Genomic DNA, 21,656 nt, shown 5'->3' with positions numbered 1-21,656 from the left:
CACCGCGCCCTGATGCCCGGTGGCGCTGCGCTTACCGGGCCTACGATAATAGTGTAACTCGCTGATATGGTAGGGTTTGTAGGCCGGGTAAGATGCACCAGCATCGCCACCCGGCACAATCACTCACCGGAGCCATTATTGACTCTCTGTACGCACCCGGATTCCCGCAACACGCTCAACCATCGTGCCACAACCTACTTACCCAACAAATGCCCCATCTTCGCCGCTTTGGTATCCAGGTAATGTTCGTTATTTGGATTACGGCCGACAATCAGCGGAACTCGCTCGACAATATTAATTCCCGCTTCGGTTAAAATTTCGACTTTCAGCGGATTGTTGGTCAGCAGGCGAACTTCATCCACGCCCAGCAGCTTGAACATATCGGCGCACAGCGTAAAGTCGCGCTCATCGGCAGCAAACCCTAACTGATGGTTGGCTTCCACGGTGTCATAGCCCTGATCCTGCAACGCATACGCGCGGATCTTATTCAGCAGCCCAATATTACGCCCTTCCTGCCGATGGTAAAGCAGCACGCCACGGCCTTCTTCGGCAATATGCGTTAACGCGGCTTCCAGTTGAAAGCCACAGTCGCAGCGCAAACTGAAGAGGGCATCACCGGTCAGGCATTCTGAATGGACCCGCGCCAGCACCGGCGTCTGCCCGGAAATATCGCCATAGACCAGGGCAACATGATCCTGCCCGGTTGCCAGTTCTTCAAATCCCACCATCAGGAAATCGCCCCATGGGGTTGGCAGTTTGGCTTCTGCCACTCGTTTAAGCTGCATGTGATTCTCCAGATTATGCGGGCACCTTGCGTGCCTTCTGTATGTCGCTATTTTGCCACAATGTTTTCAACTTCTCCTAATTACCCGATTTTGAACGCACATTAAGCGAACAAACGCGCTATCCGCGCCGCCACGCTGAATTTCAGTTATGATTTGTGCAACCACGTTAAAAGGAGAGAGTATGTTTTCCATTGCCAGGCGCACGTCAGCAGGCGCAGCATTTTTACTCATCATGCCTGTTGCGGTGTGGCTCTCAGGATGGCGATGGGAGCCGGGAATGGCGAGCGGGTGGTTAAAAACGCTCTACTGGATCACTGAAACGGTCACTCAGCCCTGGGGGATTATTACCCATGTGGTGCTTTGCGGCTGGTTTTTCTGGTGTCTGCGTTTTCGGTTACGTCCGGCCATTATGCTGTTTGCGATCCTCGCAGGCGCAATCCTCATCGGTCAGGGAGCGAAATCGTGGGTGAAACAGCAGGTGCAGGAGCCACGACCCTTTGTGCTGTGGCTGGAAAAAACCCATCATATTCCGGTGGATGAGTTCTACACTTTAAAACGTAAAGCACGCGGCGAGATGGTGAAAGAATTGCTGACAGAACAGGACAATATCCCTCCTTTTTTGCGTAAACACTGGCAAAAAGAGACGGGTTTTGCCTTTCCGTCAGGCCACACGCTTTTTGCCGCAAGCTGGGCACTGCTTGGCGTAGGGCTGTTATGGCCGCGTCGTCGCCGGATCACCATCGCCGTATTGTTGCTCTGGGCCACGGCGGTGATGGGGAGTCGTATGATGTTGGGGATGCACTGGCCGCGCGATTTGGTCGTCGCGACCCTGATTTCCTGGCTGCTGGTAACCGTCGCCGTTTGGCTGGCACAGCGTATCTGCGGCCCGCTGACGCCACCGGGTGAAGAAGCCCGGGAAATCAAAGAACGAGAGCAGAAAAGCTAAGAAGGGTTGAAAATCTGTTCATTCGCCCCTAAATCCAGCACTGGTGTGACGCTTTTCCATTTCGTCTATAGCATGAAAATGGTACTTTATAAGGCTGGAAGCGCCAGGCTGCATACTATTTAAACGCTCACACCACATAACGGGAAGTAATGTGAAATATTTACTCATTTTCTTATTGGTATTAGCGATTTTCGTCATCTCGGTCACGTTAGGTGCTCAAAACGATCAGGTGGTGACTTTCAACTATTTGCTGGCGCAGGGAGAGTTCAGAATCTCCACGTTGCTGGCAGCGCTCTTTGCTGCGGGCTTTGCCATCGGCTGGTTAATCTGCGGCCTGTTCTGGCTGCGCCTTCGCGTCTCGCTGCTGTATGCTGAACGAAGACTCAAGCGTCTGGAAAATCAAACCCTGAGCACGCCAGCGCCGACAGAGCCGGGCGTACCGGTAGCGAAGGAATAATCATTTATGCTGGAGTTGTTGTTTCTGCTTTTACCCGTTGCGGCTGCCTATGGGTGGTACATGGGGCGCAGAAGTGCACAACAGTCCAAACAGGACGACGCGAATCGCCTGTCACGTGACTACGTGACCGGGGTTAACTTCCTGTTAAGCAACCAACAGGATAAGGCGGTGGATCTGTTCCTCGATATGTTAAAAGAGGATACCGGCACCGTCGAGGCCCATCTCACCCTTGGGAACCTGTTTCGCTCCCGCGGCGAGGTGGATCGCGCCATCCGTATTCACCAGACCTTAATGGAAAGCGCCTCGCTGACTTACGATCAGCGTCTGCTGGCGGTACAGCAACTTGGCCGCGATTACATGGCGGCGGGGATGTACGATCGCGCCGAGGATATGTTCAGTCAGCTGGTCGATGAAACCGATTTTCGCATCAGCGCACTGCAACAACTGCTGCAAATCGCGCAGGCGACGAGTGACTGGCAAAAAGCCATCGACGTTGCCGAGCGTCTGGTGAAGCTGGGTAAAGAAAAACATCGTGGCGAAATTGCCCATTTTTACTGCGAGCTTGCGCTTCAGCAAATGGGCAATGACGACATGGACAAAGCGATGACGTTGCTGAAAAAAGGCGCGTCGGCCGATCGTAATAGCGCCCGCATTTCCATCATGATGGGACGCGTATTCATGGCTAAAGGCGAATATGCAAAGGCGGTTGAAAGCCTGCTGCGGGTCATTAATCAGGATAAAGAACTGGTTAGCGAAACGCTGGAGATGCTGCAAACCTGCTATCAGCAGCTCGGCAATCATGATGAGTGGGCTGCATTTTTACATCGCTGCGTAGAAGAGAACGTCGGCGCGACAGCAGAACTGATGCTGGCCGATATCGTTGAGCAGCGCGAGGGGCAGGAGAGTGCGCAGGTTTATGTGACGCGTCATCTACAGCAACACCCGACAATGCGTGTTTTTCATAAGCTGATGGACTACCACCTTAATGAAGCGGAAGAGGGCCGGGCTAAAGAGAGCCTGATGGTGCTGCGCGACATGGTCGGCGAGCAGATACGCAGTAAGCCGCGTTTCCGCTGTCAGAAATGCGGTTTTACGGCCTATACGCTTTACTGGCACTGTCCGTCCTGCCGTGCCTGGTCGACGGTTAAACCTATTCGCGGGCTTGACGGGCAATAATTAAAAAAAACACCTCTTTAGTTACAACATACTACTGCTGCGTTATCCTCCTGATTTCCACCTCCGTGCCGACATCGCCTGGCAGCAAGAAATGCAGCCTGTTCATTTTGCGCCGTCGCAGGTAGAATGCTCGCCGTTTACCTTTTTTGCGCCTCTCACGCGCCATCATCAGGAAGGTTCGGTCATGACGTCTACAGCTTCATCCTCTTCACGCTCCTCCACATATTCTCCCGTGGTGGTGGCACTCGACTATGATAACCGTGACAATGCGCTGGCATTTGTTGACCGTATCGATCCTCAGGATTGCCGCCTTAAAGTGGGGAAGGAGATGTTTACCCGCTTTGGCCCTCAACTGGTCCGCGACCTTCAGCAGCGTGGCTTTGAGGTCTTTCTGGACCTGAAATTCCACGATATTCCTAATACCACCGCCCGGGCCGTCGCGGCGGCAGCCGATCTTGGGGTCTGGATGGTCAACGTACACGCGACCGGCGGGGCGCGGATGATGAATGCGGCGCGTGAAGCGCTGCTACCGTTCGGTAATGATGCGCCATTGCTTATTGCTGTGACGGTATTGACCAGTATGGAGAGCAGCGATCTGGCTGATTTAGGCGTGACGTTGTCACCGACTGATTACGCCGCGAAACTTGCCCATCTGACGCAGCAATGTGGCCTGGATGGCGTAGTCTGCTCGGCGCAGGAAGCGGTGCGCTTTAAGCAGGAATTGGGCAGCGCGTTTAAATTAATCACGCCAGGCATCCGCCCGCTGGGTAGCGACGCAGGCGATCAGCGCCGAATTATGACGCCGGAGCAGGCGCAGGCCGCGGGCGTGGATTATATGGTAATTGGTCGTCCGGTTACGCAGTCAGCCGATCCTTTACTCACATTACGCACCATCAATGCATCGTTGCGTACGGAGGCATAATGAACGATTCGTCTAACTCCCGGCTGGTCTATTCTACAGAAACTGGCCCTATCAATGAGCCTGCTGTAATACCGGAGCGGCCCAAAGGGGATGGTATCGTGCGCATCCAGCGCCAGACCAGCGGACGCAAAGGCAAAGGCGTGTGCTTAATTACGGGTATTGACGCAGATGACGCAACGCTTAATAAACTGGCCGCCGAGTTAAAGAAAAAATGCGGCTGTGGCGGCGCGCTGAAAGACGGCGTAATTGAAATTCAGGGTGATAAGCGAGATCTGATTAAATCGCTTCTCGAAGCTAAAGGAATGAAAGTTAAACTGGCAGGCGGGTAATCAAACGCTCGAACCACGGCGTAAAAGCCGTGGTTCGTATATAAGGTGCGTTATTCGCGATAAAATAACGCAGAATAAATCGGGGATATTATTTACTGACCTGGTGACCGATAACACCACCGACTGCCGCGCCGCCCAGCGTGCCCAGCGCGCTACCGTCAGAGAGCACCGCACCACCGATAGCACCTGCACCGGCCCCTAGTGCCGTATTTCGATCGCGTTTAGACCAGTTAGAACATGCGCTCAGAGATATTGCTACAGTGACAGCCAGAACCACAGCGGCCATTTTTTTACTCGTTAAGTTCATCATACCTTCTCCTGAATAATTGATTCATGGAAGAATTTCCCTTTTATTATAGCTGCTAGCCATAATATTGGGGCCGTCCATGAGTATTGTTGTGCAGGTGGAAAAAATCACGCAGGTGATCGTTCTGGCCTGTCGTTTCGTTAAGCTAATTTTAGGTGTTTCCCTTTGATCAGACAGGTAAAAACTCTTAATTAGTAACCAGGATAAATCTCAGAGAAAGGCATACAGCCCGCCATGAGGCAGGCTGTATGCAGTCAGGCAGGATTAACGATATCGACGTGCAGACCAGACTGGACTAACTGAAGGCGCATTTCTTCGCTCAGGCCGGCGTCAGTCACCAGTCGGTGAACAGGCGTGGCCGGGCCTAATGGATAGGGATGGACGGCACCAAACTTTGAACTATCAGAAAGCACGATCGTCTCACCGCCTTTCTCCAGCACCGCGTTCACCACGTCTGCCCGCATCATATCGCGGCCGGTAAAACCCGTATCTGGATGCCAGCCGTCAATACCGATAAACGCTTTGTGAAAGTGGACGTTCTGCGCATAGAAACGCGTGAGAGGGCCAACCATGCTTTCACTGGTCTTTTGATAAATTCCGCCAAGAAGGATGACTTCGCCGGGACTGTCTTTCAGCAAATGCGCAATATAGCTACTGACCGTGACAATGGTCGTTGCTTTGGTCTCGGCCAGAATACGCGCCAATAAGGCATTGCAGCTTCCGTTTTCAATAAATACCGTCTCACCGGGCGCAACCAGCGTCGAAGCAAACTCGGCAATATCGTGTTTCTGGGAGAAATTACTGAGCATCCGCGTTTCGACATTATCATTATCAAGCGGGACAGCGGCACCGTGTTGTCGGCGCAAATAACTCTGCTTTTCGAGTAATGTCAAATCATGACGAATAGTCACTTCCGAGACGTTAAGGGTTTTTGCGAGTTCAGAAACGCTCATTCGCCCCTTATCGGTCACCATTTGAATAATATTGTGTTGTCGGGAATTCATAGTCGTAACGTCACGTCCCTTGTTATGTAACCAGCATAATTAGCCTGATGCTAAATTTCCCAGGGTGATTTTGGTGCGCCTTGTTCACCAGGCTGTTCGCGATTTGACAGTTCCAGAAGCTCGGCTTTAAGTATTTCTAAGTTATGGATAGCAGAGTGGTAATCGCCAGCAACCAGGATATCGAGCACGGTATCAATACGTTGTGCCACATTGTGCGGGTTAAGCTCGGCCATGTCGTAACCTTTATCAAAAAGTGAATAAATTCAATGATGCAAAAATTGATGATAAAAGAAAAGCAAAAAAATCTTCTATGAATGGATAACTCTTGTTTGATACTCCTGATACCATTTTTCAAACGCATCCGCTGGCATTGGTCTGGCAAATAAGAACCCCTGTCTTTCGTTTACGCCATTTCGGGTGAGGAAAATATCCTCTTTTTTTGTTTCCACGCCTTCAGCAATAACCCGCAGCTGGAGCGCCTGGGCGAAAGCAATAATGGCCCTGACCAGCGATTGCGACACCGCCTGTTTATGCACATCGCGAACGAAACTTTGATCCAGCTTGATGGCATTAATGGGGAAATGCGCCAGCTTAGACAGGGACGAATAGCCTGTCCCAAAATCATCGAGATGGATTTGCGCCCCTAACTGGCTGAATTGCTGAATGACCGAATGCGCCTGCTCGGCGTTTTCAATCAGGCAGCTTTCGGTCAGTTCGACATCAATCGGGCAGTCGTCAAAATGGAACTCTTTTAGCGCCTGAATAAGATCGCTAAAAATCGACTGATCCGCCAGCTGGCGAGCCGAAACGTTGACCGCGACACGCAGATGAATGCCTTTGTCACGCCAGGCCGCGACCTGGCGTACCACCTCCAGCATCACCCAGCGTCCGAGGGGCACGATAAGACCAGATTCTTCGGCATAGGCAATAAACTCCTGCGGCGGGATCAATCCGCGCTCAGGCGATTGCCAGCGGACCAGCGCTTCCAGACTATGCACCTCACCATCCCAGTCAATTTTGGGCTGATAATGAATATGCAGCTGTAAGTTCTCCAGCGCCTTGCGCAGGTTAGTATCCAGCCACAAATATTCGAACACCCGCTGATTCATTTCCGGGGCGAACACGCAGAATTTGCCCCGGCCATTCTCTTTCGCGGTATACATGGCGGTATCCGCATTGCGAATAACGCTCTCACGATCCTCACCGTGCTGCGGCGCAATCGCAATGCCCAGTGAACAACGGGTATAAACTTCAATCAGGCCGATACGAAAGGGCTGCTGAAGCTGTTGCAGGATACGCGATGACATGGCTTCCAGCGCGCCCTGTGACGTATTGGTGGCCAGAACGATAAATTCATCGCCACCCAGTCGTGCCAGCAGCTGATCCTCCTCCAGGCAGCTTAAAATAGCCAGCGACACGGCCTGGAGCCGCCGGTCGCCAAACATATGGCCGTAGGCATCGTTTATTTTTTTGAAGTTATCGAGATCCAGATAAACAATACCCACCTGCGTATCACCACGCAGTTCGATGGCGTCGGCAATCAGTGCCTGAATGGCGTTGCGATTTGGTAATCCGGTCACGCTGTCGGTATTGGCCAGTACCCGCAAATGCTCCTGAGCACGCCGCTCTTCGGTAATATCGGTGCCGGAACAGATAAGAAAAATTTCATTTTTACCGCTACCGCTGTGGACGAACTTATTACGAAACAGAAACAGACGCTGACCTTTACGGGTGTTGATCCAGCGCTCTACCTCATAAGAACTGCCGTTATTAAAAAAGTCGTTAATATACTCTCTGGACGCATTCGCCTCGCCCGGCGTCATAAAAAGATTGAAGATGCTTTGTCCTATGACTTCATGTTCTTTCTTACCGGCATATTCTTCGCTGAGGCGATTAAAACGCTGAATATTGCCGTGGCGGTCAAGGATAACAATAACCGAGTTCGCTTCAAAAACCACCTGTTCCGCAAAGGAAAGACTCTGCGCCAGATCGCGCGCGACGGAGGAGGTGTCATTCCATGCTGAGGATGTGCCTGCCCATTCGTCAGCGCTGACTTTGCGACCAACCAGATGAATCGGCGTCTCACAATTATAGATAGTGAGCGTGATCTTAAGGCTGGAGGTAATCACGCTGAGTTCACGTATTCGCGCCGCCTGCTCGGAGGAAAGGGTAATAACCTGAGTGAGAGAAGCGCTTTCATGCGCCGTCAGATGAAGGGTGTTACTGTGCGCTTTAAATCGCCAGTGCGGGCTGGGACTTCCTGTTAACCGGGACAGCAGATTATGCTCAGGCTCGTTTTTCATACCCTCTCCGCACAATAAATATGTTTTAAATAAGCGTATTTATGCCCGGCACGTTGCGTGTCGTCTCTTTCAGTGTGAACGCTTTTATTGTTTTTGGCGGAAATTTTAGAGAAATGGTAGGGGCATCGCATTAGTGCGGTGAATATAAAAACGGCTTCCCGTGTTCACGGAAAGCCGTTTTATGACGCTAACAGTAATCAGGCGGCTGGACGCGCGATAACGCTGCGGGTTTCCAGGCGAACTTCAGCGATGGTCACGTCAATCACCTCGGTGACTTTGAAGACCACTTCACCTTTGATCTGCACGGTGCCGTTTTCCTGGCTGCAAACCAGTTCGTCGCGCACGGCGTGCAGGAACGGTGCCGGGATAAAAGCGACCGCGCCATTATCCACCAGACGCACGCGCATACCGCCACGGCTGATATCAATGATCTCTGCGGCAAAGCGAGTATCTGTGCCAGCGTTATCCTTCAGGAAGCGGGCATACAGCCAGTCGCCGACATCGCGTTCTGCCATCCGGTTCAGGCGACGGCGTTCCGCCATCTGCACGGTGACATCCGCTTGCGGGCGTTCAACCGACGCTCCTTTGATTACCGCTTTCAGCAGGCGATGGTTAATCATATCGCCATACTTACGGATCGGCGAGGTCCACGTCGCGTAGGCATCAAGACCGAGACCAAAATGGGGACCGGGCTCGACGCTGATTTCCGCGTAGGACTGGAAGCGACGAATACGGCTGTCGAGGAAGCCGGTCGGCTGGGCATCCAGCTCGCGACGCAGCTTGCAGAAGCCTTCCAGAGTCAGGACTTCTTCGGTATCCACATGCATACCGTGCGTTTTCAGCAGGGCAGCAAGCTGCTCGCCGTTCGCCGGATCAAAACCAGTATGGACGTTATAGATGCCAAAACCGAGCTTATCACGCAGCACGCGGGCGGCGCAGATGTTGGCGGCAATCATCGACTCTTCAACAATGCGGTTGGCAATACGGCGAGGCTCGGCCACGATATCCAGCACTTCACCTTTCTCGCCCAGCACAAAGCGATAATCCGGACGATCTTTAAACACGAGCGCATGGTTGTGACGCCATTCGCCGCGTTTCAGGCAAATTTGGTTTAACAGCGTAATTTGCCCGGCAATACGTTCACTCGGCGGCTGCCAGCTGCCGTTATTCTCCAGCCAGTCGGAGACGTTGTCGTAGGCCAGCTTTGCTTTTGACTCAATGGTCGCTGCGAAGAATTCGATCTCATCTTCAATCGCGCCTTCTGCATCAACGGTCATCCGGCAGGCCAGCACCGGACGAACTTCGTGTGGACGCAGGGAGCAGAGATTATCCGACAATTCACGCGGCAGCATCGGGATATTAAAGCCCGGCAGATAGTTAGTAAAAGCGCGCACTTTAGCGGCTTCATCCAGTTTACTGCCTTCAGCGATCCAGGCCGTCGGATCGGCAATCGCGACGGTTAATTGCAGCTTGCCATCAGCCAGCGCTTCCGCATACAGCGCATCGTCCATATCTTCGGTGCTGGCACTGTCAATGGTCACGAAGTCCAGCGCGGTTAAGTCACGACGCTCAAGACCTTCGTCCATTATTTCAGTCGCATTCCCTTCCGGCGCTTCTTTTTCCAGATTATGCCGTGCCAGGGTGACCCACCACGGGACGAAATGATCGTCGCCAAAGGTAATAAACTGCGTCAGTTCGGCATAGAAACTGCGGTCGCCCTTAAGCGGATGGCGGCGCATCTCGGCCACGGCCCAGTCGCCATTCTGAAAGTCGTGCTCCACGCCGCGTTCCGCGCGACACGGGATCGCGTCTTTCAGCAAAGGATGATCGGGAACGATAGAAAGACGGTCATCCTTCTTCTGAACTTTGCCGACGAAGCGGGTCAGAAAAGGCTCAACAAGCTCTTCCGGCTCCGCGCTTTCACGATCTTTTTCGCTATGAATAACGGCAATAACACGGTCGCCGTGCATCACTTTTTTCATCTGCGGCGGCGGAATAAAGTAGCTTTTTTGCGCATCGACTTCGAGGAAGCCAAAGCCCTTTTCCGTGGCTTTAACGACCCCTTCGGCACGCGGGGTCTGGGAATGTAGTTGCTGTTTAAGCTGCGCGAGCAGCGGGTTATCCTGAAGCATAATGGTGTATTTTCGTGGCCTAAGAGCGGCTGACAGTTTTACGCGAATCTGACCCTTCCAGCAAGCGCTGTTTGCCCCTTTCCCCTGGACAATGTCGGGTTAAGCGGTTTCGCCCAGCGCGATCCTTAGCCGATTCAGCCAGCCGCACAAACCGCTCCATGCAAGCAGGTTAACCGCATCCTCGACGGAGAAGCCATGTTCGATAAGCGGCGTAAACTGGGCGGCACTAAAGCGGTCTGGCGCGCGGGTCAGTAACTGAACGGCCTGAATGATAGCCTGCTCGGTGGGGCGGTGTTGACTCCAGGATGCTAACGCTTTCTCATCCTCGAAAGGGGGCTCTGTCGTGCCGTCGACGGCGCTGCGCCAGGTGTTGAAACAACTTACGCTGCCATTGATGCGGGCCGTAATCAGCGCGGCCAGCCCGGTAAAAGGACCCGCTGGCAGGGCCTTGATGAGCCTCGCCGTCGCATCGAGCGTGCGACAATCATACACCAGCAGGGGAACCAGTCCCTCCAGCGGCGGCAGCGTCTGCCATTTGTTCAGCGTCGCAGTCTGTTCTGCGCTGGCGTGGTGGGGTTCGATACCCCCAATAGCGGGGAGCCACTGCGCATGCGGATCGGCAAAACGCGTCGCCAGCGCATCTTCCTGCACCGGGATGCCGGGGATCCAGCGCACCGGGTGGCCGAGTAGCGCCTGGAAGGTAGAGAGCACGCGCGCCTGAAAACCGATAAATCCGCTGATTTGATTGATCAGCACGATATCGTGAGTGGTCAGTCCGACATCTTCAAGCTGCGCTCTGGCCTGCGGGGTGATCACTGACGGCGAACTGGCAAGTTGACGAGCATACTGGGTGATCTGCGCCAGGCGGTGATTACTTTCACGGGAAGAGTCAGGGCCGGGTAACGGGGCCAGTCGCGCGGCATAGTGATTGCACAGCCGCTGTACGCCATATACCTGCGCGACGGTTAAGGCGGTGCTCAGCCGATCGTAGGCGCTGAACGTTTGCAGACGCGTGACCGCCACGGTATCGGGGAAAAGTAACGTTGTCAGCTCTCTGGCCGGGGCGAGCCAGGTTTCACAGGCGGCAAGAAGCGACGCGGGAAGCGTAAGCTCAAGCAGGAAGCGGTCCTCAACGTGAGCGGCTTCAGGGACTAACGGCAGAACATCTGCCGGACAGGTACTGGACTGAGTCTCATGATACCAGTGGCTTTTGCCGGAAACGCGGCGTTGCTCCATGGGCTTTCCTTGATCTGAAGGTGGCGACCCGCGCGAATGCAGACGCTATGCAACGGATCGTTTTAACCTGGATATCCTGGCTTAAGCGCGTAATGGGATAAAAGAATGAAGGGTGATATTTAATAGCGGATCGGAATATAGAAGGAGGAAACCCCCTCCGCACGGGGCGAAGAGGGCAAAGAACTTATTTCAGTTCCAGTTCGTTCATGGCGGCGATGCTGAAACCACCGTCAACGTGAACCACTTCACCGGAGATACCGGCGGAGAGGTTAGAGCACAGGAACGCGGCGGAGTTACCCACGTCTTCAATGGTCACGGTACGGCGAATCGGCGTAACCGCTTCGCAGTGTGCCAGCATCTTACGGAAATCTTTGATGCCTGATGCCGCCAGAGTACGGATTGGACCAGCAGAGATGGCGTTAACGCGCACGCCTTCCGGACCCATCGCGTTTGCCATATAGCGCACGTTGGCTTCCAGAGACGCTTTGGCCAGACCCATCACGTTGTAGTTAGGGATCGCACGTTCTGCGCCCAGATAAGACAGGGTCAGCAGGGCAGAATCCGGGTTCAGCATTTCGCGGCAGGCTTTCGCCAGCGCCACAAAGCTGTAGGCACTGATGTCGTGGGCAATTTTGAAGCCTTCACGGGTCACGGCATTCACATAGTCGCCGTCCAGCTGGTCGCCCGGCGCAAAACCGATGGAGTGAACAAAACCGTCGAATTTCGGCCAGCTTTTCGCCAGCTCGCTGAACAGCGCGTTAATGCTCTCATCTTCAGCTACGTCACACGGCAGCACAATGCTGGAGCCCAGTTCAGCGGCAAAACCTTCCACGCGGCCTTTCAGTTTATCGTTCTGGTAGGTGAACGCCAGTTCAGCCCCTTCACGATGCATAGCCTGTGCGATACCGTAGGCAATGGAAAGTTTACTGGCGACGCCAGTGATCAGAATGCGCTTACCGGTAAGAAAACCCATAGCTTAAGTCCTTATTTGATTGGTGCTTACTTTGCCTGAGGTCAGGCGGTTTGTTGCTTAAATAAGCGGTACGAAACCACAAACGGCCATTATAAGCTACTCCATCAGAGGAGGCTATAGGCGAGGCAGTGGATAGAGCAGTGACGGTGTCACTTATTTCCGGCTGGCGTCAGGTTCTCCGGAGTAGAGAGAACGGTGTTCAGGCTAACAGATCCGGACATTTGATTGATGGCGTAATGTGATCTGTCTCTAATTTTAGTTCCCGTCCACTCAGTACTATTGCACGCCTGAAATGGACAACACAACGAGACAGGGATTATGCCATTACCAACAGATTATTATCAGCGCGTCTATGCCGGCGTATTGGGGAAGTTAATCGGCGTTTATCTGGGACGCCCCTTCGAAGGCTGGACTTACCAGCGGATTATGCAGGAGCTGGGGCCGATTAATTATTATGTTCATGACCAGTTTAACCGTCCGCTGGTGGTGACTGACGACGACGTGGCCGGTACTTTTACCTTTATTCGTGCGCTGGAAGACTACGCCTTACCGCCAGACCTCACCGCAGAGCAGTTGGGCCAGTGCTGGCTGAATTACATTATTGATAAACGCACTATTCTCTGGTGGGGCGGCCATGGTAATTCCACGGAGCATACCGCCTGGCTGAATCTCAAAAATGGCATTCCTGCGCCGCTGAGCGGAGCCATCGCCACCAACGGTAAAACCATCGCCGAGCAAATCGGTGCGCAAATTTTCATCGATGGCTGGGCGCTGGTCGCGCCGGGACAACCGTTACTGGCCGCCTCGCTGGCGCAAAAGGCTGCCAGCGTCAGCCACGACGGCGAGTCCGTGTATGCCGCGATGCTGTGGGCAGCCATGGAGGCGCAGGCGTTTATTTGTCAGGATATTGAGCAGCTTATCGCAACCGGGCTGTCGGTTATTCCTGCGGATTGCGACATTGCCCGGGTGATTGCCGATGTCTGCCGCTGGCGCAAAGAAGATAACGACTGGCACCGTACCCGCCAGCGTATTGAAGATCAGTACGGCTATCAAAAATACCCCAGCAACTGCCATGTGATCCCTAATCACGCCATTATGATTATGGCGATACTCTACGCGCCGCATGATTTTCAGCAGGCGCAGATGATTATCAACACCTCCGGCTGGGACACGGATTGCAATGCGGGTAACGTCGGCTGTCTGTCGGGCATTATGCTCGGGTTACAGGGCATCGACGCCGGGCCGGACTGGCGCGGACCGCTGGCAGACCGGATGCTAATCTCCTCCGCCGACGGTGGGTTCTCCATCAATAACGCCGTGCGGGTGACGGATTATCTTGTCGCTCTCGGCCATAAAATCGCCGGGCAGGAGCCGCCCGCTGCGCTGAAACAGGGAGCACAGTATCATTTCTCGCTTCCCGGCAGCGTGCAGGGTTTCCGCTGGCTGGCGGAGGAGAGCAGAGCCTCTGTCGGGGTCAGTAACGAGCAATACGCCGGGAAACACTATTTAAGCCTGCGCTACGCGAATCTGGCTACCGATCGGCAAAGCTGCGTGACCACCCAAACCTTCGCCCCGCCGGAAATCGTTGAGATGCACTCTTACGAGTTGATGGCTACGCCGCTTATTTATTCGGGGCAGCATTTACAGGCCAGGGTGCTGATGCCGGAGGATAATACCGGGGCTGTCGCCGTGCGCCTGTGCTATCGGGTTTATGACGAAAACAGCCAGCTACAAACCTGCTACGGTGAAGCGCAGAGGTTACAGCCCGGCAGTGACGTTACGCTGAGTATGATTATTCCTGATAATCATGGCCAGCCGATTGGCGACGTGGGCGTTTCGCTTGCCGCCGTTGACGGGAGTGTCAGCGGTCGGGTACTGGTCGACTTCCTGCGCTGGGACGGCACACCAACGCTAACGCTGACCAAACCCGAAGGTGAAAGTGATTTCTGGTGGCGGTCGTGGGTGAACGGTGTGGATTTGATCTCCCGTCATTATCCGTCCCGTTTCCGCATTTCAAAAGAGTACGGTGAAGGGATCGTCAGCCACGGAACCCGGCAGTGGAGCGATTACCGGGTGCAAAGCCAGATTACGCTGCATCTTGGCGACTATGGTGGACTGGCGTTCCGCATTCAGGGGATGCGACGCTATTATGCGCTGCGGATAACGCGGGAGGAAAAAATCCAGCTTATTCGCGTCCGCGACGATAGCGTGACGGTGCTGGCGGAGCAGGGACTGAAAGACGTCTATGAGCGGGATATCGCCTTCGAGGTGGTCATTGAGGGACCTGTCATTACCGCCACGGTGGACGGTATAACCCTGCGTGCCGAGGATGCCTCGACGCAACGCCTCGCCGACGGTGCCGTGGGGCTGCTGATCTGTGCCGGTGCGCTGTCTACCGCCGCAATACAGATCGCTCCGGTTGCGTGAGCAAAAGCCGTAAAGCGTGGCTCCAGGGTTTAACGCGTTAAGCTTATCGCCTCACGTTAACCTGCCCGGTGGCGCTGCGCTTACCGGGCCTGTGATCTATTGTGAAACCAGAGCCGGTGTTATTGTAGGCCGGGCAAGGCGAAGCCGCCTCCCGGCATCACGCGCGCTTTAGCCAGCGCCGTTCTTAACGTCCCATCAGGCCACACGCAACCATCACTTATCTTTGCGCCACGCATCGGCGGTTAATGCTTCGCCAAAATGCCCGGCGATGAGCCGTTTGGTTAAATCATGCAGCGGAGCAGCGAGAACATCGGCGGTGCTGCCGCGCTCCACCACTTCCCCCTGGTGCATCACCAGCACCTGATCGCTGATATGCTTCATCATCCCTAAATGCTGGGTAACGTAAATATAAGCAATCCCCTGTTTTTCCTGCAATTCCAGCATCAGATTAATCAACTGCGAGCGCATTGACATATCCAGCGAGGCCAGCGCTTCATCGGCGATAATCACCTGTGGGCGCAGGATCAGCGCCCGCGCCAGTCCCAGACGCTGTTTTTGCCCCGGTGCCAGCATATGCGGGTAGTAGCTGACGTGATCGGGAAGCAGGCCCACCATGCGCATGGTTTCGATGATGCGTTTGCGCCGTTCTTCCGGTTGCAAATCGGTGTTCAGGCGCAGCGGAAAATCGAGGATCTGCGAGATGCGCTGGCGCGGGTTGAGCGAGGTCGAGGGGTCCTGAAAAATCATCCGGATACGCTGGCTGCGAAAAGAGTAATCGCCATAGTGCAGCGGATAATCATCAATTAACAGTTCACCGGTGGTCGGTTCAATCATGCCAGCCAGCATTTTCGCCAGCGTCGATTTACCGGAACCGTTTTCGCCAATAATCGCCAGCGTCTGCTTTTCACGCAGGGTGAAACTGAGCGGCTTAACCGCATCTACCGTCTGGCGGTGAAACCAGCCGGTACGGTAGCGGAACGTTTTACTCAGATTACGAACTTCCAGCAGGGTCTCCACCATCTCACTCCTTCTCCATATTCAGCGGGAAATGACAGGCGTATAGATGGTTTTTAGCCCCTGTCAGACGAGGCGTTTCAATACACTTACGCTGCGCATAAGGGCAACGTGGCCCCAGACGACAGCCAATGGGCAAATGCTCCAGCAGCGGGATCGCACCGGGCATGGTGTTCAGGCGGCTTTTATGCGGCATCGCGCTGCCAAAATCCGGGATGGCGCGGATCAGCGCCTGGGTATACGGATGATGCGGCGTGGCGATCAACTCTTCACTGGGTGCGGTTTCTACCGTCTGTCCGCAGTACATCACGTTAATTCTGTCAGCCCATTTACTCAACATTTGCAGGTCGTGGCTGATTAACAGAATGGTGGTGTTGTTATTTTGATTCAACCGGCTCAACAGGCGGAAAATTTGCGCCTGGGTGGTAGGCTCCATCGCGTTGGTGGGTTCATCGGCAATCAGCAGGCGCGGCTGATTTGCCAGCGCGATGGCAATCATTACCTTCTGACATTCACCATCAGTAAGCTGATACGGAAAACTGCGCAGCACGTCTTTGTGATCTTTAATCCCCACCCGATGAAGCAACTCAATGGCGCGTTGCTTGCGCCAGCCAAAACGCCACCACCAGCGGCCTTTAAAGGTCCAGCGGGGGATATTTTGCATAAGCTGAGTGCCGATGCGCTCAGAGGGATCGAGACAGGATTGCGGCTCCTGAAAAATCATCGACACATTATGGCCCACCAGCTTGCGCCGTTCGCGCACGGAAAGGCGTAGCAGGTCGATATCATCAAAACGCATACGGTCGGCGGTGATCCGCCAGTTATCTTTGGCGACGCCGCAAATGGCTTTGGCAATCAGACTTTTGCCGGAGCCTGATTCACCCACCAACCCGCGGATCTCCCCCTCGGCAAGGGTCATACTGACGCGATCGACCGCCTTTACCCAGCCTTCGCTGGTTTTGAACTCAATGGTCAGATTGCGGATATCCAGTAACGGCATTATTCCACCCCCGCGTTAATCGCCCGGCGCAGGCCGTCGCCCAGCAGGTTGATCAGCAGCACGCTGACCATAATCGCTGCCCCCGGCAGCATGACCGTCCACGGCGCAACGTAAATCAACTCCAGCGCATCGCCCAGCATTGCGCCCCATTCCGGGGAGGGAAGCTGCGCGCCGAGGTCGAGAAAGCCCAGCGCGGCAATATCCAGAATCGCCATTGACAGGGCGCGGGTGATCTCCGTGACCATTCCGGCGGTGATGTTAGGTAGCACCGCAAACCACAAAATATTCAGGGTCGTCGCCCCATCCAGACGGGCGGCCACCACGTACTCTTTTTCCAGCTCATCGTGCACCATGCTGTAGACCGAGCGCACCATCCGCGGCAGCAGGGCCAGCCAGACGGCGAACATCGCATGGGACAGGTGCGGGCCGGCAAACGCCACCACGATAATGGCCAGCAGCAGCGAAGGAATAGACAGCAATGTATCAAGGATATGATTTAACGTCGCGGAGCGCAGGCCGTGGGTGGAACCCGCCACAACACCGAGCACCAGCCCGCACAGCGTCGCCGCCAGCGTCACCAGGAACGCGCCGCCAACGGTGGGCGTTGCGCCGCTGAGCAGACGGCTCAGCACATCACGTCCTAAGTCATCGGTGCCAAGAAAGAAAGACACTTCACCATAGCGCGACCAGGACGGCGGCAGCAGTTGATAGCCCAAAAACTGCTGATTAATCCCGTAGGGCGCGAACCAGCCGCCGAATAAACACAGCAACAGCAGCGCGCCGCAGCCGTAAAGGCCGATCATGGCGGTGGTATCGCCGTAAAATTTGCGCCACGCGTTGCGCAGCGTGCCCGGCGAGCGTTTTTCGCTGTAGACGCTATCGTAAGGCATACCATTCCTTATGTTTCAGAGGGTTAGCCATAGCACCCAAAATATCAGAAATCATGTTAACAATAATGACCAGTGCGCCAATCACCATCACACCCGCTGAGATCGCCGCATAATCCTGCTGCCGGATAGCATTGATCAGCCAGCGGCCCAGTCCCGGCCAGCTAAATACCACTTCAGTGATCATCGCCAGCGTCAGCATGGTAGAGAATTGCAACCCGAGACGGGGGATCACCGGCGGCAGCGCGTTATGCAGCACATGCCGCCAGAGGATAGTCCGTCGCGATACCCCACGCGTGGCCGCCGCTTTAATGTAGTTCTGATCAAAGACCTCAATGGTGCTGATGCGCATCAATCGAATGACTTCCGTGGTCGGCGCGACCGCCAGCGTCAGCACCGGCAACACCATATGGCGCAGGGCGCTGATCACCATTTCATGCCGCCACGGAGAATCGGAAAGCCACGCATCAATAATGGCGAAACCGGTGACGTTTTTCACTTCATAGAGCAGATCAAAGCGACCCGAGACCGGCAGCCAACCGAGGGTCAGCGAGAAAAAAAGCGTCAGCAGCAGTGCCAGCCAGAACACCGGAATGGAAAAGCCAATCAGCGCCAGCGCGCTAATGATATTGTCCTGCCATTTGTTGCGGGTGATCCCGGCCAGCATTCCCACCGGAATGCCGATCAGCAGCGCAAACGTGAAGGCGAGGATACACAGCTCCATAGTGGCCGGAAACACCTCTTTTAACTGCTCGGAGATTAACTGACCATTAATACTGGAGACGCCGAAATCCCAGTGCAAAACACCGTTAAACCAGAAAACCCAGGCGTTCCACAGCGACGCGCCCTGAAGCGGCGCGTGCGGGGTAAAGTAGCTCAGACTGAAGCCGATAAACGTCAATAAAAACAGCGTAACCAGTAACAGTAGCAGTCGGCGCAATGTAAAAATAATCATGGTTTCTGCTCCTCTTCTTTCTCGCGCGAGACGCCTGCAAAAGAGGCGTTGCCAAACGGGCTGAGCACTAACCCTTTCATATCATAGCGATACGCCTGCAAGCGTAGCGATGAAGCCAGCGGCAGCACCGGGAGTTCGCTGGCGAGGATACGCTGCGCTTCATCATAGGCATCAATGCGTGACGCCAGCTGCTGCGAAGACAGCGCTTTAAGCAGCACGTTGTCGAACTGGCGATTGCACCAGTGGGCATAGTTGGTTTGAGAACTAATGGCGGCGCAGCTCAGCAGCGGACGGAAAAAACTGTCCGGATCGTTACTGTCGGTCGCCCAGCCTGCCAGCGTCAAATCGTGGTTCATGTCCATCAACCGCGCCTCCTGGAAACGCCCCTCAACCGGCATGATATTGACCTTTACGCCGATATGCGCCATGTCTGCCTGGATGAGTTCTGCCATTTTCAGCGGGCTGGGGTTCCAGGCCTGAGATGAGGTGGGCACCCAAAGCTGAAGCGACAGGTTTTCAATCCCCAGCGCTTTAAGCTGCGCACGGGCTTTGCCAGGATTGTATTCGGTGATTTTTGCTTCGTTGTCATAAGCCCACGAGGCACGCGGCAGAATGGACGCCGCGGTTTCCGCCGTACCGTAATAAATCGACTGCATCAATCGTTCGTTATTAATGGCCAGCGCCAGCGCATGACGGACCGCCGGATTATTCAGCGGCGCTTTATTAGTATTAAAGGCCAGATAGGCGATGTTCATCCCCGGGCGCAGCGTCAGCCGCAGGCGCGGATCGTCGCGCAAAATGGACAATTGGCTGGCGGCGGGCCAGGCCAGCACATCACATTCGCCGGTTAACAGCCGCGAGAGACGGCCCGTGCCGCCGGAGCCAAGATCGACCACCACCTGCGGCATTAGCGGTTGACCGCGCCAGAAATGGGGATGGCGCTGCAAGCGGATATATTGCCCAGAGCGATATTCGCTGAGCTGATAAGGCCCCGTACCGATCGGCTGGCGATCCAGCTGCTCCTGACGATCGGTTTTGGTTAACGCGGCGGCATATTCCGCCGACATGATTGAGGCGTAATGGGTTGCCAGATGCCAGAGAAACGAGGCGTCTGGCCGGGTCAGACGAAACTCGACGGTGCGATTATCCAGCTTGCGCACGCTTTCCACCGTATCGGCAAACTGAAGGCTGTCGAAATAGGGGAAGCTGCTGCCGTTAACGTTGTGCCACGGATGATGGCGGTTGAAGATGCGCTGGAAGGTAAATACCACATCGTCGGCGTTTAACGGGCGGGTCGGTTTAAACCACGCGGTACTCTGAAAAGCGACGCCGCTGCGCAGATAAAAGCGGTAGGTTGCGCCGTTATCCAGCACTTCCCAGCGTTCAGCCAGTTCAGGCACCAGACGATAGGTATAGGGATCGACCTCCAGCAGGCGATCGTACAGCTGATCGGCCAGCGTATCGACAATCAGGCCGCTCCCCGCTTTTTGCGGGTTAAAGGTGCTCACCTGTCCGTTGACGCAATAGACAAAACCGCTATCGCGGATATCGGAAACAGGCGAAGCCGGTGGCACAGGGGCGGCATGAGCCAGGCCGTAAAACAGGCCGACTGCGGCGACCAAAGATGACAAAACCAGGCGCATAATTTTCAGGGTTTTCAGATTCGATCTGCAAAGTGTATCGCACTTATGTCGGCTGCGTAAAAATGTCTGCGGACAAACGCTGTAAATCTCGCCAGTTTTGCCTTTTCCGGGGCTAAATTTGATGTTTTTTGAGCAATGCCCGTAGCTGGTGATAGGTCAGCCCCAACAGTTCGGCCGCGCGTTTTTGATTGAACCGGCCTTGTTGCAGGCTTTTTTCCAGTAGCGCGCGCTCTTGTTGCTGTTGATACTGACGTAAATCCAGCGGCAGATCGGGAAGGGCATCTGCCTGGCTTTGCGAAGCAGACGGCGGCGGCAGGGCGCGAGCAAAGGGATCGATAATAATCTCATCTAACGGCTCGTCGCTGGTGCCGTGACGGTACACTGAGCGCTCCACCACATTTTTCAGCTCACGAATATTCCCCGGCCAGCGATAGTCCTGTAGCGTCTGGCTGGCGCGTTCGGTAAAACCCGGAAACAGCGGCAGGCCGATTTCGCGGCACATCTGGATTGCGAAATGATCGGCCATCAGCATGATATCGCTTTGCCGCTCGCGCAGCGGTGGAAGCTGCACCACGTCAAAAGCCAGCCGGTCGAGCAGGTCGGCGCGGAACGTACCTTCGTCAACCATGGCGGGCAGATCCGCATTCGTCGCACAGACCAGCCGGACATTCACCTGGAGTGGTTGACTGCCGCCCACGCGTTCCAGCTCGCCATACTCAATGACGCGCAGCAGTTTCTCCTGCACCAGCATTGGCGCGGTTGCCAGCTCATCCAGAAAAAGAGTGCCGCCATCGGCGCGTTCAAAACGCCCCGGATGGCGCTTTTGCGCCCCGGTAAACGCACCGGCTTCATGGCCAAAAAGCTCGGAGTCGAGCAGATTTTCGTTAAGCGCCGCGCAATTGAGCGAGACAAAAGGGCCCTGCCAGCGGGAGGAGAGAAAGTGCAGGCGACTGGCGATCAGCTCTTTTCCCGTACCGCGTTCGCCAATAATGAGCACCGGTTTCGTCAGCGTTGCCAGCCGCGAGACCTGTTCCAGCACCTCAATAAAGCTGTTCGCTTCGCCCAGCAGGTTGTCTTTATATTCAGCCATGATGAAATTCACCATAAGTTAGTGTGATTCACCAGTTAACTGTATCTGTGTATCGATGATAAATCAATCA

Annotated in this window: 20 protein-coding genes; 6 read left to right on the top strand and 14 right to left on the bottom strand. The window is 54.7% G+C overall.

Annotated elements, in window-relative coordinates:
* Positions 1 to 194: 194 nt before the first annotated feature.
* Positions 195 to 785, bottom strand: a complete 591-nt coding sequence (gene ribA / locus INT84_RS21760) for a GTP cyclohydrolase II (RefSeq protein WP_194208427.1) — start codon at positions 783 to 785, stop codon at positions 195 to 197.
* Positions 786 to 966: 181 nt separating this feature from the next.
* On the opposite strand from ribA, the gene pgpB reads away from it, so the two are divergent.
* From pgpB to yciH, 5 genes are all read left to right on the top strand, one after another.
* Entirely contained in the window at positions 967 to 1,731 is a 765-nt protein-coding gene (gene pgpB, locus INT84_RS21755; protein WP_194208426.1) for a phosphatidylglycerophosphatase B, read from the top strand.
* Between the two features lie 151 nt (positions 1,732 to 1,882).
* The gene (locus INT84_RS21750; protein ID WP_194208425.1) at positions 1,883 to 2,188 is read left to right on the top strand and encodes a LapA family protein; all 306 of its coding nucleotides are present in this window, start codon (positions 1,883 to 1,885) and stop codon (positions 2,186 to 2,188) included.
* Positions 2,189 to 2,194: 6 nt separating this feature from the next.
* Positions 2,195 to 3,364 (top strand): lipopolysaccharide assembly protein LapB, encoded by a 1,170-nt coding sequence (lapB, locus tag INT84_RS21745; RefSeq protein ID WP_194208424.1) that lies wholly within the window; start codon positions 2,195 to 2,197, stop codon positions 3,362 to 3,364.
* 184 nt (positions 3,365 to 3,548) lie between these two features.
* Positions 3,549 to 4,286, top strand: a complete 738-nt coding sequence (pyrF, locus tag INT84_RS21740; protein ID WP_194208423.1) for an orotidine-5'-phosphate decarboxylase — start codon at positions 3,549 to 3,551, stop codon at positions 4,284 to 4,286.
* Positions 4,286 to 4,615, top strand: coding sequence for a stress response translation initiation inhibitor YciH (gene yciH / locus INT84_RS21735; protein WP_194208422.1), 330 nt, complete (start codon positions 4,286 to 4,288; stop codon positions 4,613 to 4,615). Before pyrF ends, yciH begins: the two co-directional genes overlap by 1 nt.
* Positions 4,616 to 4,703: 88 nt before the next feature.
* On the opposite strand, the gene osmB is transcribed toward yciH, so the two are convergent.
* The 7 genes from osmB to fabI all read right to left on the bottom strand — a co-directional run bounded on the left by osmB (position 4,704) and on the right by fabI (position 12,570).
* Positions 4,704 to 4,922: an osmotically-inducible lipoprotein OsmB gene (osmB, locus tag INT84_RS21730; protein ID WP_194208513.1), complete on the bottom strand. Its 219-nt coding sequence runs from the start codon at positions 4,920 to 4,922 to the stop codon at positions 4,704 to 4,706.
* Positions 4,923 to 5,176: 254 nt separating this feature from the next.
* Positions 5,177 to 5,926 carry a DNA-binding transcriptional regulator YciT gene (locus INT84_RS21725; protein ID WP_194208421.1) on the bottom strand — a complete coding sequence of 250 codons (750 nt, stop codon included), beginning with the start codon at positions 5,924 to 5,926 and terminating at the stop codon, positions 5,177 to 5,179.
* A 50-nt stretch (positions 5,927 to 5,976) separates the two neighbouring features.
* Complete coding sequence (locus INT84_RS21720) at positions 5,977 to 6,159, bottom strand: hypothetical protein (protein ID WP_176918164.1); 183 nt, start codon at positions 6,157 to 6,159, stop codon at positions 5,977 to 5,979.
* A 75-nt stretch (positions 6,160 to 6,234) separates the two neighbouring features.
* The gene (gene pdeR / locus INT84_RS21715; RefSeq protein ID WP_194208420.1) at positions 6,235 to 8,229 is read right to left on the bottom strand and encodes a cyclic di-GMP phosphodiesterase; all 1,995 of its coding nucleotides are present in this window, start codon (positions 8,227 to 8,229) and stop codon (positions 6,235 to 6,237) included.
* Between the two features lie 197 nt (positions 8,230 to 8,426).
* A complete protein-coding gene (locus INT84_RS21710; RefSeq protein ID WP_194208419.1) occupies positions 8,427 to 10,361 on the bottom strand; it encodes an exoribonuclease II in 1,935 nt (644 codons plus the stop codon).
* A gap of 99 nt (positions 10,362 to 10,460) precedes the next feature.
* A complete protein-coding gene (locus tag INT84_RS21705) occupies positions 10,461 to 11,597 on the bottom strand; it encodes a CMD domain-containing protein (RefSeq protein ID WP_194208418.1) in 1,137 nt (378 codons plus the stop codon).
* Between the two features lie 184 nt (positions 11,598 to 11,781).
* Complete coding sequence (gene fabI, locus INT84_RS21700; protein WP_103676525.1) at positions 11,782 to 12,570, bottom strand: enoyl-ACP reductase FabI; 789 nt, start codon at positions 12,568 to 12,570, stop codon at positions 11,782 to 11,784.
* A 318-nt stretch (positions 12,571 to 12,888) separates the two neighbouring features.
* On the opposite strand from fabI, the gene INT84_RS21695 reads away from it, so the two are divergent.
* Positions 12,889 to 14,997, top strand: a complete 2,109-nt coding sequence (locus INT84_RS21695) for an ADP-ribosylglycohydrolase family protein (protein ID WP_194208417.1) — start codon at positions 12,889 to 12,891, stop codon at positions 14,995 to 14,997.
* A 213-nt stretch (positions 14,998 to 15,210) separates the two neighbouring features.
* On the opposite strand, the gene sapF is transcribed toward INT84_RS21695, so the two are convergent.
* From sapF to pspF, 6 genes are all read right to left on the bottom strand, one after another.
* Entirely contained in the window at positions 15,211 to 16,017 is an 807-nt protein-coding gene (gene sapF / locus INT84_RS21690) for a peptide ABC transporter ATP-binding protein SapF (protein WP_176918159.1), read from the bottom strand.
* A 1-nt stretch (position 16,018) separates the two neighbouring features.
* Positions 16,019 to 17,011 carry a putrescine export ABC transporter ATP-binding protein SapD gene (gene sapD / locus INT84_RS21685; protein ID WP_194208416.1) on the bottom strand — a complete coding sequence of 331 codons (993 nt, stop codon included), beginning with the start codon at positions 17,009 to 17,011 and terminating at the stop codon, positions 16,019 to 16,021.
* Positions 17,011 to 17,901, bottom strand: a complete 891-nt coding sequence (gene sapC, locus INT84_RS21680; RefSeq protein WP_176918157.1) for a putrescine export ABC transporter permease SapC — start codon at positions 17,899 to 17,901, stop codon at positions 17,011 to 17,013. Before sapC ends, sapD begins: the two co-directional genes overlap by 1 nt.
* Positions 17,888 to 18,853, bottom strand: a complete 966-nt coding sequence (gene sapB / locus INT84_RS21675) for a putrescine export ABC transporter permease SapB (RefSeq protein ID WP_194208415.1) — start codon at positions 18,851 to 18,853, stop codon at positions 17,888 to 17,890. Before sapB ends, sapC begins: the two co-directional genes overlap by 14 nt.
* The gene (sapA, locus tag INT84_RS21670) at positions 18,850 to 20,496 is read right to left on the bottom strand and encodes an ABC transporter substrate-binding protein SapA (protein ID WP_194208414.1); all 1,647 of its coding nucleotides are present in this window, start codon (positions 20,494 to 20,496) and stop codon (positions 18,850 to 18,852) included. The genes sapB and sapA overlap by 4 nt, the downstream gene beginning before the upstream one ends.
* Positions 20,497 to 20,608: 112 nt before the next feature.
* Positions 20,609 to 21,586 carry a phage shock protein operon transcriptional activator gene (pspF, locus tag INT84_RS21665; protein ID WP_194208413.1) on the bottom strand — a complete coding sequence of 326 codons (978 nt, stop codon included), beginning with the start codon at positions 21,584 to 21,586 and terminating at the stop codon, positions 20,609 to 20,611.
* Between the last annotated feature and the right edge of the window lie 70 nt (positions 21,587 to 21,656).

This window comes from Superficieibacter sp. 1612_C1, from assembly GCF_015234305.1.
Taxonomy (GTDB): Bacteria; Pseudomonadota; Gammaproteobacteria; order Enterobacterales; family Enterobacteriaceae; genus Superficieibacter.
This window is presented reverse-complemented; position numbering and strand designations above follow the sequence as displayed.